This window comes from Paracoccus sp. MC1854 (assembly GCF_014164635.1).
Taxonomy (GTDB): Bacteria; Pseudomonadota; Alphaproteobacteria; order Rhodobacterales; family Rhodobacteraceae; genus Paracoccus.
In genome coordinates, this window is sequence record NZ_JACJFU010000011.1 from 108,972 (window position 1) to 121,867 (window position 12,896).

Consider the following 12,896-nt stretch of genomic DNA (forward strand, 5'->3'; position numbering starts at 1 on the left):
CCGGTTCTCGCCCGCAGGCGGGGCCGCGTCAATCAGCGCCCGAACAGCCGCTCGATGTCCGAAAGCTTCAGCTCCACCCAGGTCGGGCGCCCGTGGTTGCACTGGCCGGAACGCGGCGTCCTTTCCATCTCGCGCAGCAGGGCGTTCATCTCCTCGCCCGTCAGGCTGCGGCCCGATCTGACCGAGCCGTGGCAGGCCATGGACGACAGCACCGCGTCCAGTCGCCCCTGCAGCCGGTCCGAGGCGCCCTGTTCCGCCAGGTCGTCGGCAATGTCGCGCAACAGCGCCGTGGCATCCGCCTGCCCCAGCGCGGCGGGCAGTTTGCGCACCGCGACGCAGCCGGGGCCGAAGGGCTCGATCACGAGTCCCAGCCGGTCCAGATCGGGGGACGCCGCCAGCACCCGCTCGGCATCGGCGCCAAGATCCACGATGGCCGGGATCAGCAGCGCCTGCGACGGCACCCGCGCCCCCGCCGCCTGCGACTTGAGCCGTTCATAGACCAGCCGCTCGTGGGCGGCGTGCTGGTCCACGATCACGATGCCGTCGCGGCTCTGCGCCACGATCCAATTGCCGTGCAGTTGCGCCCGGGCCGCGCCAAGGGGCGCGTCAGACGCCTCGGTCCCGGGTTCGACCCGCGCGGCAGCGGGAAAGGCGGCCGTGGCGGTTTCGGCGAAGCCCTGGGGCGGGGCGGCCGCAACAGGCACCAGCGGCGCCTGCGCGGCATGGGCGGTGGCGACAGCAGCCGAAGACGGCGGCGGGTCGCGCCGGAAGAAAGGCGTTCCGGGCCGCATCGCTGCCAGCGTGGCCGCCCCGCCGGTCGAGGAGGCGCGGTGCCCCGCCCCCGCCAGCGCGTGGCGCAGAGAGGCGACGACCAGCCCGCGGGCGGCATCCGGTTCGCGGAAGCGGACCTCGGCCTTGGCCGGATGGACGTTCACGTCGACGCCCTGCGGGTCGCAATGGACGAACAGCACTGCCGCCGGGTGCCGGCCTTGAGGGAGAACGTCGAAATAGCCCGCTCGCAGCGCCCCGGTCAGCAGCTTGTCCCGCACCGGGCGGCCGTTGACATAAAGATGCTGCGCCACTGCCGCGCCCCGCGAATAGGTGGGCAGGGCGGCAAGGCCGGTCAGGCGCAGCCCGTCGCGCTCGGCGTCCAGCGGGATGGCGTTCTCGATGAACTCGCGGCCCATGACGCGGCCGATGCGGGCGGACAGGGCGTCGAACAGGTCGCCCTGCTCGGCATCGGCGCGAAACAGCACGCGGCCCTCATCCTCGTCGCTGAGGGTGAAGGCGACCGACGGCTCGGCCATGGCAAGGCGGCGGACGGTCTCGGCGATGGCCTGCGTCTCGGCCCGGTCGGTCCGCAGGAAGCGCAGCCGGGCGGGCGTGGCGAAGAACAGGTCGCGCAGTTCCACGGCCGTGCCGCGGTTGGCGGCGGCGGGGCGGGCAGGCTCGATCCGGCCGCCCTCGACCGCGATGCGCGCGGCCTCGTGGCCTTCGGCGCGGCTGGTGATTGTCAGGCGGCCCACGGCGCCGAGGCTCGGCAGCGCCTCGCCCCGGAAGCCGAAGCTGCGGATGTCCAGCAGGTCCGATCCGTCGATCTTGGACGTGGCATGGCGGGCCAGCGCCAGCGGCAGGTCCCCGGCGGCCATGCCGCAGCCGTCGTCCGTCACCCGGACCAGCCGCTTGCCGCCCCCCGCGATGGCGATGGCGATCCGGGTCGCGCCCGCATCCAGCGCGTTCTCGACCAGCTCCTTCACCGCCGAGGCCGGGCGTTCCACCACCTCGCCCGCCGCGATGCGGTTGGCGGTGGCTTCGTCGAGCTGGCGGATCACCGGAGGGATGCGGGGGTCAGGGCGCGTCATCGCCCCGGATATAGCAGCCCCCGGAGCCGGGCGTAAACGTTTCGCCCCCGCGCCCGGATTATTCTGGAACCGCAACGCCCCCGAATGGCTTGATTTCCCGATCTCACTTTCTTGAACATGATCTGACAGGAGACTGCCATGAAGACGATGACCGCGATGCTGCTGGCCGCCGCCACCCTGACCGTCGCCGCCTGCGGGCCGAACACCGCCACCCGCGCCACCACCGGCGCCGCGACCGGGGCGGTCGTGGGCGGCCCCGTGGGCGCCGTGGCCGGGGCGGCCCTGGGCGGGTCGGGGGCGGTTCAGGTCAATCCCTGATCCCCGCCCGGCATTCCAACAAAAAGGCGCAGGGTCAGTCCCTGCGCCTTTCTGCATGGCCCATACCGGCGTTCACATCCCCTCGGGGCGGCCCACCAGCACGAATTCCAGCCCCTCGGGGTCCAGCACCTCCTGCGCGACGCGGCGGACATCCTCGGCGGTGACAGCGGCGATCTTCTCGTTCCGGGTGTTCACATAGTCGCGGGGCATCCCCATCAATTGCATCCCCGACAGGATGCCTGTGATCCGCCCATTGCCGTCGAACCGCAGGGCATATTCGCCGGTGAGGTATGTCTTGGCGTCGGTCAGTTCCTGCTCGGTCACGCCGTCGCGGATACCCTGCCAGACCGCGCGCACCAGCGCCACCGCCTCGCCCGTGCGGGCGTTCGCCGTGGCCATGCCGCCGGCCCATGTCTCGCCCAGCACCATGTTGGCAAGGCCGGTGCCGACGCCATAGGTCAGACCGCGCTTTTCGCGGATCTCCTCCATCAGCCGGGACGAGAAGCCGCCGCCGCCGAGGATGTGGTTCAGCACGAAGGCGGCGAAGTAATCGGGGTGATCCATCGGCAGCCCGCGTTGCGCGAAGCTGACCACTGTCTGCGGGCTGTTCCAGTCGATGACCGTGGTCTCACCCGTCAGCAGCAGTTCCGGCTCGGGCGGCAGCGGTGCACTCGCCTCGGCCGGAAGATCGCCGAGGATGCGGTCGATCAGCAGCCCCAGCGCCGCTGCGTCGATGTCGCCGGCGGCCGAGACCAGCACCCGGTCGCGGGCCAGCACCCGGTCCTTGGCAGCGACAAGGTCGTCACGGGTCAGGGCTGCGACCGATTCGGCAGTGCCGGTCAGGACGGTGCCATAAGGGTGGTCACCCCAGGTCTGCCGGGCCATCTCTTTCGAGGCGATGGCATTGGGGTCGCTGTCCTGCGCCCGGATCAGCGATTGCGCCTGGGCGCGCACCCGCTCGATGGCGTCGGGGTCAAAGCGGGGGCGGGCCAGCGCATCGGCCAGCAGGTCGGCGGCGGCGTCGCGGTTCTCCGTCAGGGTGCGCAGACCCACGCTGACCGCGTCGTCCGAGGCGTCGAAGCTGGCCGAGGCCGCAAGCTCCTCCATCGCTTCGGCGAAGGCCACGGCGTCGCGTTCGCCCGCGCCTTCCTCCAGCAAGGCGGTCATCAGGTTGACCGCGCCGCGCTTGCCGGGGGCATCGACCGAGGCGCCGCCCCGGAAGGCGATCTCGACGGCGACAAAGGGGATCGTGTTGTCCTCGACCAGCCAGGCGGTGATCCCGCCCGGAGAGGTGATCTCCTGGATGTCGATGGCGCGGGCGGGAAGGGCCGCGAGCAGCGCAAGAGTCAGCGCGGAAAGGAAGCTGCGGATCATCGGGTCTGCTCCTCGGTCGGCGCGGGCTGGGGCGAGGCGGGCGCCGGTTGCGCCGGGTGCGGCGTGTCGGCGGGCATGGGCGCCGGCGTATTGGTGCCGGGGGCGGCAGTGTCGGGGTAGGGGGCTTCTTCGGGCAAGGAGGACGCGGCGGCTGGGGCCTCTGCTGCGGCTTCCGTTGGACCGGGCAAGGGGCCAGCGCCGGGCGCGGTCTCTGCAGCCATGCCCGAGGATGCCGCTGGCATTCCAGCACCATCTGCAGGCGACTCGCCCGCGCCCGCGCCCGCGCCCGTGGCAGCCGCGGCAATCTCTGCCCCCGCCATCTGCTCGGGATCTGCGGGCTTCAGCAGGCTCGTGACCTCGGCGCGGTCCTCGAACACCAGCCGGGCCACCGCCTGCACATCCTCCGCCGTCACCGCGGCGAGGATCTCGGGCCAGTCGTTCACGTCCTCGACCGTCAGCCCGACGGCAAGCCCCTGCCCATAGTCATAGGCGCGGGCATGTGCCGAGTCCTGCTTGTAGATCTGCGCCGCGCGCAACTGCGTCTTGACGCGTTCCAGTTGCTCCGGGTCCGGGCCCTCGGCCAGAAAATCGCGGATGCCCGCCTCCAGCGCGGCCTCCGCCGCCGCATCGTCCCCCCCCGGCGCATAGGCCATCGAGACCGAGAAAGTCGTGGGATCGACGCTGAGCCCGTCATAACCCGCCCCAACCCACAGCGCCTGCCCCGTCAGCACCAGCCGCTGCCCCAGGAACGAGGTCTGGGCCGAGCCCGCCAGCAGTTCGGCCAGCACGCTCAAGGCGGCTGCGGTCTTCTGGTCGCCGGGGTTGCGTTCGGGGACGATCACGCTGCGGCTGAGGACCGGCTGCGGCACGCGCGGATCGGACATGGTCATGCGCCGCTCGGCCCGCTGCACGGGCTCCTGCGGGCGCGCGTCGCGCGGGGCCTCGGGTTTGGGGGGGATCGGGCCATAGTGCTTTTCGGCCAGCGCGCGCACCTCGTCGGCACTCACGTCGCCCGCGACGACCAGCACCGCCACGTTCGGCGCGTAATGGTTGTCATACCATTCCAGCGCATCCTCGCGGGTCAGCGCCTCCATCTCCTGCCGCCAGCCGATCACCGGGCGGCCGTAGGGATGGTTGTAATACTGCACCGCCGCGCGTTCCTCGCCGAACAGGGCCCGGGGGTCGCTGTCGGTGCGCTGGGCGCGTTCCTCCAGCACGACCTGGCGCTCGGCCTGCCAGTCGTCCTCGCCGATCCGCAGGTTCGCCATGCGGTCGGCCTCCATCCCCATGACCAGATCCAGCCGGTCCGAGGCGATGCGCTGGAAATAGGTGGTGAAGTCATAGCTGGTGAAGGCGTTGTCGCGACCGCCGTTCGCGGTGACCGTGCGCGACAACTCGCCGGGCGCAAGCTTCTCGGTGCCCTTGAACATCAGGTGTTCCAGGTAATGCGCGAGGCCCGACTTGCCCCGCTGCTCGTCGGCCGATCCGATCCGGTACCACAGCATCTGGACGACCACGGGGGCGCGGTGATCCTCGATCACCACGGCCTCAAGCCCATTGTCCAAGGTGAAATGGCTGATGCCGGGCGGCATCTCGGCCAGAGCGGGCGTGGCGGCGGTCGCGAGAAGGAAGGCAAGGGTGCGGCGCATCAGGCGGCCTCCGGTTGCGGGTGCGGAACAGAGGGTGGCCGCTCGGCGCGGCGCGCGCAAGCCGGCCGCCGGTCAAGCCGTGGTGAACGAGCCGGGAATGACCGGAAAGGCCAGGTCCTGTCTTTCGGCGTCAAGTATCCTCGGAGGGATGAATGGGGCCTTGGCCCCATTCATGGGGGGTGGAAATCCCCCCGATGCGACCGTGACATCAGGGAAAGCCCCGAAGGCGGGGGCGCTGCCCCCGGACCCCCGGGATATTTGAGGCCGAAAGACGAGACCCCTTCAGCGCGTTTCGGCCACAGGCGGCGCCGTCGGCACCTGCACGCCGGTGCGGCGCCAGCGTTCCAGTTCGGCCTCGCTGTCCAGCGTCTGCGGCTCGTAGGCGCGGTGATAGACGTTGGTGCCGGCCAGCACCTCCAGCGGGCGGCGGCCGCGGCGGGCGCGGATTGCCTGGTCCTCGGCGGCGGTGACCTGCCGGATGCCTTGCGTCACACCCGCCCGCGCGGCATGGGCCACCAGCGCCCCGTCGCCCGCGCCGATGCCCTGTTGCGCCAGATGGCCCGGATTTCCCCCCAGTGCGGCGATGGCGTCGCCTTCGGGGTTCGGATCGGTCAGGTTGGCACCGCCCGGCGTAGGCGCAGGCAACTGCGCCAGATCGGGCGGCATCTGCAGCGGCCGGGTGGGGACGATGGCGAATTCCTCGGGTCCGTCGTCCGAGGCCGTCAGGTTCATCAGCCGGCCGTCGCCCGCGCATGCCGCAAGCGCGAGAACCGAGAGAGTCAGCAGAAGAACCCGCATGGCACCACCTTGGAAAGCGTCGGCGCCGTTCTAGCGCGTCTTGCCCGTGCCGTCACGGACCTTGTCGCGGGGCGTGGCGGGTTCCGGCCCGGACGGCGGCCCCGGCTGGAAGACCAGCCCGAGCGCCCCCGCGAAGATGGCGATGTCGGCCACGTTGAAGCTGTAGGGATTGCGCCAGCCGGGCAGCGACATGTTCAGGAAATCCGCGACCGCGCCATAGACCACGCGGTCGATCACGTTTCCCAGCGCCCCGCCGATCAGCAACCCCGCCGCGACCTGCGCCAGCTTTCCGGGCCGCGCGCGCAGCAGCCAGACCGCCACCCAGACGCAGATGACGACCGCGATGCCGATCAGCACCCAGCGCATCACCTCGACATCCGAGGAAAACAGCCCGAAGTTCACCCCCTGGTTCCAGGCCATCCGCAGGTTCAGCCAGGGGTCGATCACGTCGATGGCCTGCACCTCGACCAGGTTCAGCGCCTGCACGACGATCCATTTCGTCAATTGGTCGAGCCCGAGGATCACGAGCGCAGTCCCCGCCGCCCACCAGAGGCTGACCTTCGGCGTCGGCGGAGGCGGAGGCGGAGGCGCGGGCTTGCGCCGCCGCTTGGGCGCGGTGCCTGCGGGACGCGTAGACTTCGGCGCAGCGTCGCTCTCCGGCGCGGCGAGCTTCGCGCGCGGCTTCTTCGGCTGGGGTTCGTCGGTGTCGGTCATCAGTGGCGGAAATGGCGCTGTCCGGTGAAGACCATGGCGAGGCCGCCGCGATCGGCCGCCGCGATGACTTCCTCGTCGCGCATGGACCCGCCGGGCTGGATCACCGCCCGCGCGCCGGCCTCGGCCAGCGCCTCAATGCCGTCGGCGAAGGGGAAGAAGGCGTCGGATGCGACCGCCGCGCCCTCGGTCAGGGGGGCGGAAAGGCCCAGCGCTTCGGCCATGTCCTCGGACTTGCGACGGCCGATGCGGGTCGAATCGACCCGGCTCATCTGGCCTGCGCCGATGCCGACGGTGGCGCGGTCCTTGGCATAGACGATGGCGTTCGACTTGACGTGCTTGGCGACGGTCCAAGCGAACATGAGGTCGGCAAGCTCGGCCTCGCTGGGCTGTCGCTGGGTGACAACGCGCAGCTCGGCAGGCGTCACATGGCCGGTGTCGCGCGTCTGCACCAGGAAGCCGCCCGCCACCTGACGGAAGGTCAGTCCGCCCGCACGCGCGTCGGGCAGGCCCCCGGTGGTCAGCAGGCGCAGGTTCTTTTTCGCGGCGAAGATCGCACGGGCCTCGTCATCGGCATCCGGCGCAATGACGACCTCGGTGAAGATCTCGGTGATGGCGCGGGCCGTGGCCGCGTCCAGCCTGCCGTTCAGCGCGACGATGCCGCCGAAGGCCGAGGTGCGGTCGCAGTCGAAGGCGCGGCGATAGGCTTCCTCCAGCGTCTCGGCGCGGGCCACGCCGCAGGGGTTGGCGTGCTTGATGATGGCGACGGCGGGGCCTTCGGTGAACTCGGCCACGAGCTCGAAGGCCGCGTCGGTGTCGTTGATGTTGTTGTAGGACAGTTCCTTGCCCTGCCATTGGCGCGCGGTCGCCACGCCGGGGCGGGCCGAGCTGTCGGTGTAGAAGGCAGCAGCCTGATGCGGGTTCTCGCCATAACGCAGGGGCTGGGCAAGCGTACCGGCAAAGGCGCGGCGGCGCGGGGTCTCCTCGCCAACGGCCTGCGCCATCCAAGTGGACACGGCGGCGTCATAGGCCGCCGTCCGCGCATAGGCCGTCTGCGCCATGCGCTTGCGGAAGGGCAGGGTGGTGGCGCCTCCGTTGGCGTCCAGTTCGGCCAGCACCGCGCCGTAATCCTGCACGTCCACGACCGTCGTCACAAAAGCGTGGTTCTTGGCCGCCGCGCGGATCATCGCCGGGCCACCGATGTCGATGTTCTCGATGCAGTCGTCGTAGGCGGACCCCTTCGCCACCGTCTCCTCGAAGGGGTAGAGGTTGACCACCAGCAGGTCGATCGGGGCAATCCCGTGTTCGTCCATGCTGGCGCGGTGATCCGCATTGTCGCGCAGGGCCAGCAACCCGCCGTGGACCGCCGGATGCAGCGTCTTGACGCGGCCGTCCATCATCTCGGGGAAGCCGGTGAGTTCGGACACGTCGCGCACCTTCAGCCCGGCCTCGCGCAGTGCCCGTGCCGTGCCGCCGGTGGACAGAAGCTCGACCCCGCGCGCGGCCAAGGCTTGGGCGAAGCCGACAAGCCCCTTCTTGTCCGAAACGGAGATCAGCGCGCGGCGCAGGTCGATGCGGTCGGTCATGAGACGGGCCTTCGGCGGCAAGGGAATCGCGCCGTCCCTAGCGTCACGGACCGCGACAGTCCAGCGCGCCGCCCCTTTTCCGCCGAAGGGCGCGGCTGTAGCGTGGCGCGCATGACCGATTACGCCGCCCTTTCCGCCCGAATCCGTGCCCTGACCGAGGGCGAAACCGACGAGATCGCGTGCATGGCCACTGTCGCCTGCGAGTTGCACCATGCAGACGACCGCTTCGACTGGACCGGCTTCTACCGCGTTACGGGGCCAGAGATGCTGAAGATCGGCCCCTATCAGGGTGGCCACGGCTGCCTGGTGATCCCCTTCTCGCGCGGGGTCTGCGGGGCCGCGGCCCGCACCCACCAGACGCAGCTTGTCCCCGACGTCGAGGCTTTCCCGGGCCATATCGCCTGCTCCTCCTCGACCAGGTCGGAGATCGTGGTGCCGGTCTTCGGCGCAAACGACCGCCTGATCGGCGTGCTGGATATAGACAGCGACCGGCCGGATGCGTTCAATCAGGACGACGCGGCGGCGCTGGAAGGGATGATGCGGGATGTCTTCGGAAGGCTCTGAGATCAGCGGCGCCTGCCTTTGCGGCGGCGTCAGCTTCACCGGACGGCTGACCGCCGAGCCGGCGACCGCCTGCCACTGTTCCCAATGCCGCAGATGGAGCGGGCATGTCTGGGTCTCTGCCGAGTTGCGCGATGCCGCCATCACGGGAGAGCCCTTGCGCTGGTTCCGGTCGTCGGACAAGGCGGAACGGGGCTTCTGCGCCACCTGCGGATCATCCCTGTTCTGGCGCAGGCTGGGGGAAGACAGGGTTGCGGTCTCGGGCGGGGTCATCGACCCCCCAACCGGGCTGCGGCTGGAAGGGCATATCTACGTGGCCGACAAGGGCGACTATTACGACATCACCGACGGTTTGCCGCAGCAGGCGCAGTCATGACCACGCGCCACGCCCGCTGCCTCTGCGGCGCCATCCGGGTCACGATCCGGGGCGATCTGGACGACATCGCCGCCTGCCACTGCAGCCAGTGCCGGCGCTGGTCGGGCCATGTCTGGGCCGCCGTCCCCGTCCCCGAGGACCGGCTTTCCATCGAGGGCGCGGATCACGTCCGCTGGTTCCGATCCTCGGACAAGGCCGAGCGGGGCTTCTGCGCCACCTGCGGCAGTTCCATCTTCTGGCGCGCCTTCGGGCGGGGCGAGACCGACGTGGCGCTGGGCTGCCTCGAGCCGCCCACGGGCCTGCGCCTGCAGCGCCACATCTGGGTCGGCGACAAGGGCGACTATTACGACATCGCGGACGGCGTGCCGCAGGAGGAACGGCAATGATCTGGGACACGCTGGGCAACATCCCCACGGCGCAGCTTGTGGCTTTTGTCACCGGCGGGCTGGTGCTGAACGCCGCGCCCGGGCAGGACGTGTTCTTCGCCACCGCCTCGGGCATCCAGGGCGGGCCGAGGGCCGGGGCCATGGCGGGCCTGGGCGTCGGCATCGGCGTGCTGTTCCACGTCACCCTGACGACGCTGGGCCTTGGCGCGGTCATCGCCACCCACCCCGAGGCGCTGTCGGCGATCAAGTGGATCGGGGCGGGCTACCTGCTGTATCTGGCGTGGAAGGCCTGGACCGCGCCCGCGCCGGACCCTTCTACCCGGATCGTGGTGCGCTCGCGCGACGTGATCCGGCGGGGGGCGCTGTCGAACGTGCTGAACCCCAAGCCGGTGCTGTTCCTGCTGGCCTTCCTGCCGCAGTTCACCAGCCCCGCGCATGGGCCGATCTGGCACCAGCTTCTGGGCCTCGGGCTGGTCTTCGCCTTTACAGGCGCATTGATAACAATGGCTTACGGGATCGCGGCGGGTTGGCTGGGGATGCGGCTGGCGAGGCGGCTGGGCATCCTCAACCGCATCGCCGCGGTGATGTTCGCGGGGCTGGCGGTGCGGCTGGTGGCCCGGTAATCCGGGGCCATGAGCTTCGTCTATCAGCCGAACCCCGAACAGCCCCGCCTGATCCACCACGACGACCAGATCCTGATCGTGGAAAAGCCTGCCGGCCTGCTGTCGGTGCCGGGGAGGGGAGAGGACCGGGCCGACTGCCTCATCAACCGGCTGCGCGGTGCCTTTCCGACCGTGCTGCTGGTGCACCGGCTGGACCTGGACACCTCGGGGATCATGGTCTTCGGGCTGACGCCCTTTGCCCAGAAGCACCTCAGCCAGCAGTTCGAGCGGCGGTTGGTGAAAAAGGCTTACATTGCAAGGCTCTGGGGAAGGCTGGAACCCAAGGAGGGCCGGGTGGACCTGCCGCTGATCGTGGACTGGCCGAACCGGCCGCGGCAGAAGGTGGACCACGAAACGGGCCGCCCGGCGCAGACCGACTGGCGGGTGATCCGCGCCAGCGACGCCGAAACCCGCGTTCGGCTTTACCCGCTGACCGGGCGCAGCCACCAGTTGCGGGTGCACATGGCAAGCCTGAACCACCCCATCCTGGGCGATCCGCTGTATGCCCAAGGCGCTGCCGCCGACCACCCGCGGCTGATGCTGCATGCCGAGGCGCTGCGGCTGCGGCATCCCGACAGCAACGTGACGCTGAGCTTCTCGGCGCCTCCGCCCTTCTGATTTCGCCACGCACGGGCCATGCACAACCGATGCACATCCCATGCACGGGTGATGCAGACGCAACCCTTCCGCCCCCTCGGGGCGTTGGACCCCCGACTGACGGAGGTTCACCCATGCGTATCCGCACCATCGCCGCCGGGCTTGCCGCCCTTGCCGCCCTGTCCGCCTGTTCCCGCGCGATCATGACCCGCGTGCCGCAGGGCATCACACCTGTCACCGGCTTCGACGCCCGGCTCTACATGGGCCGCTGGTACGAGATCGCCCGCCTCGACCACCGCTTCGAGCGCGGCATGAGCGACGTGACCGCCGACTATGCGCTGAACGGGGACGGCAGCGTGCGGGTGGTCAACAGCGGCGTGAAAAACGGCCGCCGCACGTCCATCGAGGGCACCGCCCGCTTCAAGGGCGACCCGGATGTGGCGAGCCTTGCCGTCAGCTTCTTCCCCGGCTTTCCCGGCGGCTACCACGTCTTTGCGCTGGATCAGGGCTACCAGTGGGCGATGATCTCTGGCCCGGACCGCGGCTACCTGTGGATATTGTCCCGCCAGCCGGGGATGGAGGAGGAGCTTTACCGGCAGCTCGTCGGGATCGCGCAGGACCGGGGCTTCGCGGTCGAGGGGTTGATCCGGGTCAGTCACGGCGGCTAGCCTCGCCCGAATTGGGCGCGAGAGGACGGCTTTGAACCACCTGTATTACGGCGACAACCTGGCGGTCCTGCGCGACCATATCGCAGATGCGTCGGTGGACCTGATCTACCTGGACCCGCCGTTCAATTCCAACGCCAGCTACAACGTGCTGTTCCGCAGCGCGACCGGCGACCAGTCGGCGGCGCAGATCGAGGCTTTCGACGACACCTGGCACTGGGGCGATGAGGCCGAGACGGCGTTCCAGTCGGTGCGGAACAGCGGCCACACCGACGCCGCGACGATGCTGGAGGTGGCAGGGCAAGATAATCTGAGTGCGTCGAGTATAACGGCAGCACTTGTGCGATAGACCCACCACTGCCCGATATTATACGGCGCACATCCTCATGAAGTCCGCTTCACCTACGATGCGCAGAGCCTGCCCACTTCCGATCAGATTCTCGGCTTTCCGGTGCTTTGTGCTTTTGCCGTGCCCGGCAAGCCGGTCAAGGTCTTGGTCTCCGACGACCAAGATCGTCGTGCCCTTCGTCACATTGGCCTCGACGGCGGCTCCAGAGGCACTAGCCAAGTCAGCAGCTTCTTTGCGGAGTATCTCCAGTGCGCCGGTGAAAACGATGCTCTCACCGGTGAGAGGTCCATCCTCGCCGCCCTCGCGCTGGATAGGTGCATCGCTGGGTACGTAGTTGCAGAAGCGGATCCATTCGGCAGGATCACGCCCTGTTTCCTCAATGGCCCTCAACAGGATCAGTCCGGCTGTGCGGGTGTCATGCAGGGCATCGTGGTGTTGGAAGTTTATGTCGAAGTGTTTGGCTAGGTTCGAGAGTCCGTAGCCAGACTTCGAGAACTGCGTCCAGGCTCGCCGGGCAACGCGAGCCGTGTCAAGCCACTTGCATGATAGTGCTGGGAGAGAATGGAGGTCGCAGACCCTGCCTAAAGCAACCCGGTCAAAATGCGTGTGACAGGCTACAACGTTTTCGGAGGTGAGTTCGCAAAGACGACCATGGAGGTCTCGGATGGAGGGAGCGCCTGCCACGGCTTCTGCCGTAATCCCGTGAATGGCTACATTGACGGGATCGAAGTAGTCTTGGGGGTCGATAAGGTGGCTCTCTGCGTCAACTTCAACGCCATTTTCAAATGTGACAATGCCAATCTGGCAAATACTGCTCATCCGCGGATTAGCGGTTTCAACGTCAACAACAACGAATTTCATAGGACCTCCTCTACGGCGTTGTTGCAGAACTCTGCCCTCGGAAGGATTCACTGGAGTGGTCCAGCGGGTTAAGGGCCTGCCATGACCAGGCCTGAACCCACCCGCTACCGCACGACGAACTGGAAATCCTACAATGATGGG

The 12,896-nt window shown here is 69.0% G+C and carries 15 protein-coding genes; 8 read left to right on the plus strand and 7 right to left on the minus strand.

Going from position 1 to position 12,896, the window contains the following annotated elements; translation table 11 throughout:
• Positions 1-32 precede the first annotated feature (32 nt).
• A complete protein-coding gene (gene mutL, locus H5395_RS11245; protein WP_182792663.1) occupies positions 33-1,862 on the minus strand; it encodes a DNA mismatch repair endonuclease MutL in 1,830 nt (609 codons plus the stop codon).
• Between the two features lie 138 nt (positions 1,863-2,000).
• On the opposite strand from mutL, the gene H5395_RS11250 reads away from it, so the two are divergent.
• The gene (locus tag H5395_RS11250) at positions 2,001-2,180 is read left to right on the plus strand and encodes a hypothetical protein (RefSeq protein WP_182792664.1); all 180 of its coding nucleotides are present in this window, start codon (positions 2,001-2,003) and stop codon (positions 2,178-2,180) included.
• 72 nt (positions 2,181-2,252) lie between these two features.
• On the opposite strand, the gene H5395_RS11255 is transcribed toward H5395_RS11250, so the two are convergent.
• The 5 genes from H5395_RS11255 to purH form a co-directional block, all read right to left on the minus strand.
• A complete protein-coding gene (locus H5395_RS11255; protein ID WP_182792665.1) occupies positions 2,253-3,554 on the minus strand; it encodes a pitrilysin family protein in 1,302 nt (433 codons plus the stop codon).
• Positions 3,551-5,203: a pitrilysin family protein gene (locus H5395_RS11260; protein ID WP_182792666.1), complete on the minus strand. Its 1,653-nt coding sequence runs from the start codon at positions 5,201-5,203 to the stop codon at positions 3,551-3,553. The genes H5395_RS11255 and H5395_RS11260 overlap by 4 nt, the downstream gene beginning before the upstream one ends.
• A 282-nt stretch (positions 5,204-5,485) precedes the next feature.
• Complete coding sequence (locus H5395_RS11265) at positions 5,486-6,001, minus strand: DUF3035 domain-containing protein (protein WP_182792667.1); 516 nt, start codon at positions 5,999-6,001, stop codon at positions 5,486-5,488.
• Between the two features lie 30 nt (positions 6,002-6,031).
• Positions 6,032-6,715, minus strand: coding sequence for a signal peptidase II (gene lspA, locus H5395_RS11270; protein ID WP_182792668.1), 684 nt, complete (start codon positions 6,713-6,715; stop codon positions 6,032-6,034).
• A complete protein-coding gene (purH, locus tag H5395_RS11275) occupies positions 6,715-8,298 on the minus strand; it encodes a bifunctional phosphoribosylaminoimidazolecarboxamide formyltransferase/IMP cyclohydrolase (protein WP_182792669.1) in 1,584 nt (527 codons plus the stop codon). The genes lspA and purH overlap by 1 nt, the downstream gene beginning before the upstream one ends.
• A gap of 111 nt (positions 8,299-8,409) precedes the next feature.
• Here purH and H5395_RS11280 point away from each other — a divergent pair, with 111 nt between their 5' ends.
• The 7 genes from H5395_RS11280 (at position 8,410) to H5395_RS11310 (ending at position 11,894) form a co-directional block, all read left to right on the plus strand.
• Positions 8,410-8,862, plus strand: a complete 453-nt coding sequence (locus H5395_RS11280; RefSeq protein ID WP_182792690.1) for a GAF domain-containing protein — start codon at positions 8,410-8,412, stop codon at positions 8,860-8,862.
• Entirely contained in the window at positions 8,843-9,235 is a 393-nt protein-coding gene (locus tag H5395_RS11285) for a GFA family protein (RefSeq protein ID WP_182792670.1), read from the plus strand. The genes H5395_RS11280 and H5395_RS11285 overlap by 20 nt, the downstream gene beginning before the upstream one ends.
• The gene (locus H5395_RS11290; RefSeq protein ID WP_182792671.1) at positions 9,232-9,621 is read left to right on the plus strand and encodes a GFA family protein; all 390 of its coding nucleotides are present in this window, start codon (positions 9,232-9,234) and stop codon (positions 9,619-9,621) included. Before H5395_RS11285 ends, H5395_RS11290 begins: the two co-directional genes overlap by 4 nt.
• The gene (locus H5395_RS11295) at positions 9,618-10,244 is read left to right on the plus strand and encodes a LysE family translocator (protein ID WP_182792672.1); all 627 of its coding nucleotides are present in this window, start codon (positions 9,618-9,620) and stop codon (positions 10,242-10,244) included. The genes H5395_RS11290 and H5395_RS11295 overlap by 4 nt, the downstream gene beginning before the upstream one ends.
• A gap of 9 nt (positions 10,245-10,253) precedes the next feature.
• Positions 10,254-10,901: a pseudouridine synthase gene (locus H5395_RS11300; protein WP_182792673.1), complete on the plus strand. Its 648-nt coding sequence runs from the start codon at positions 10,254-10,256 to the stop codon at positions 10,899-10,901.
• A 113-nt stretch (positions 10,902-11,014) separates the two neighbouring features.
• Entirely contained in the window at positions 11,015-11,548 is a 534-nt protein-coding gene (locus H5395_RS11305; protein WP_182792674.1) for a lipocalin family protein, read from the plus strand.
• 31 nt (positions 11,549-11,579) lie between these two features.
• On the plus strand, positions 11,580-11,894 hold the full coding sequence (locus tag H5395_RS11310; RefSeq protein WP_234450755.1) for a modification methylase: 315 nt from the start codon (positions 11,580-11,582) through the stop codon (positions 11,892-11,894).
• Between the two features lie 18 nt (positions 11,895-11,912).
• On the opposite strand, the gene H5395_RS11315 is transcribed toward H5395_RS11310, so the two are convergent.
• Positions 11,913-12,755, minus strand: coding sequence for an exonuclease domain-containing protein (locus H5395_RS11315; protein ID WP_182792675.1), 843 nt, complete (start codon positions 12,753-12,755; stop codon positions 11,913-11,915).
• Positions 12,756-12,896: the final 141 nt, after the last annotated feature.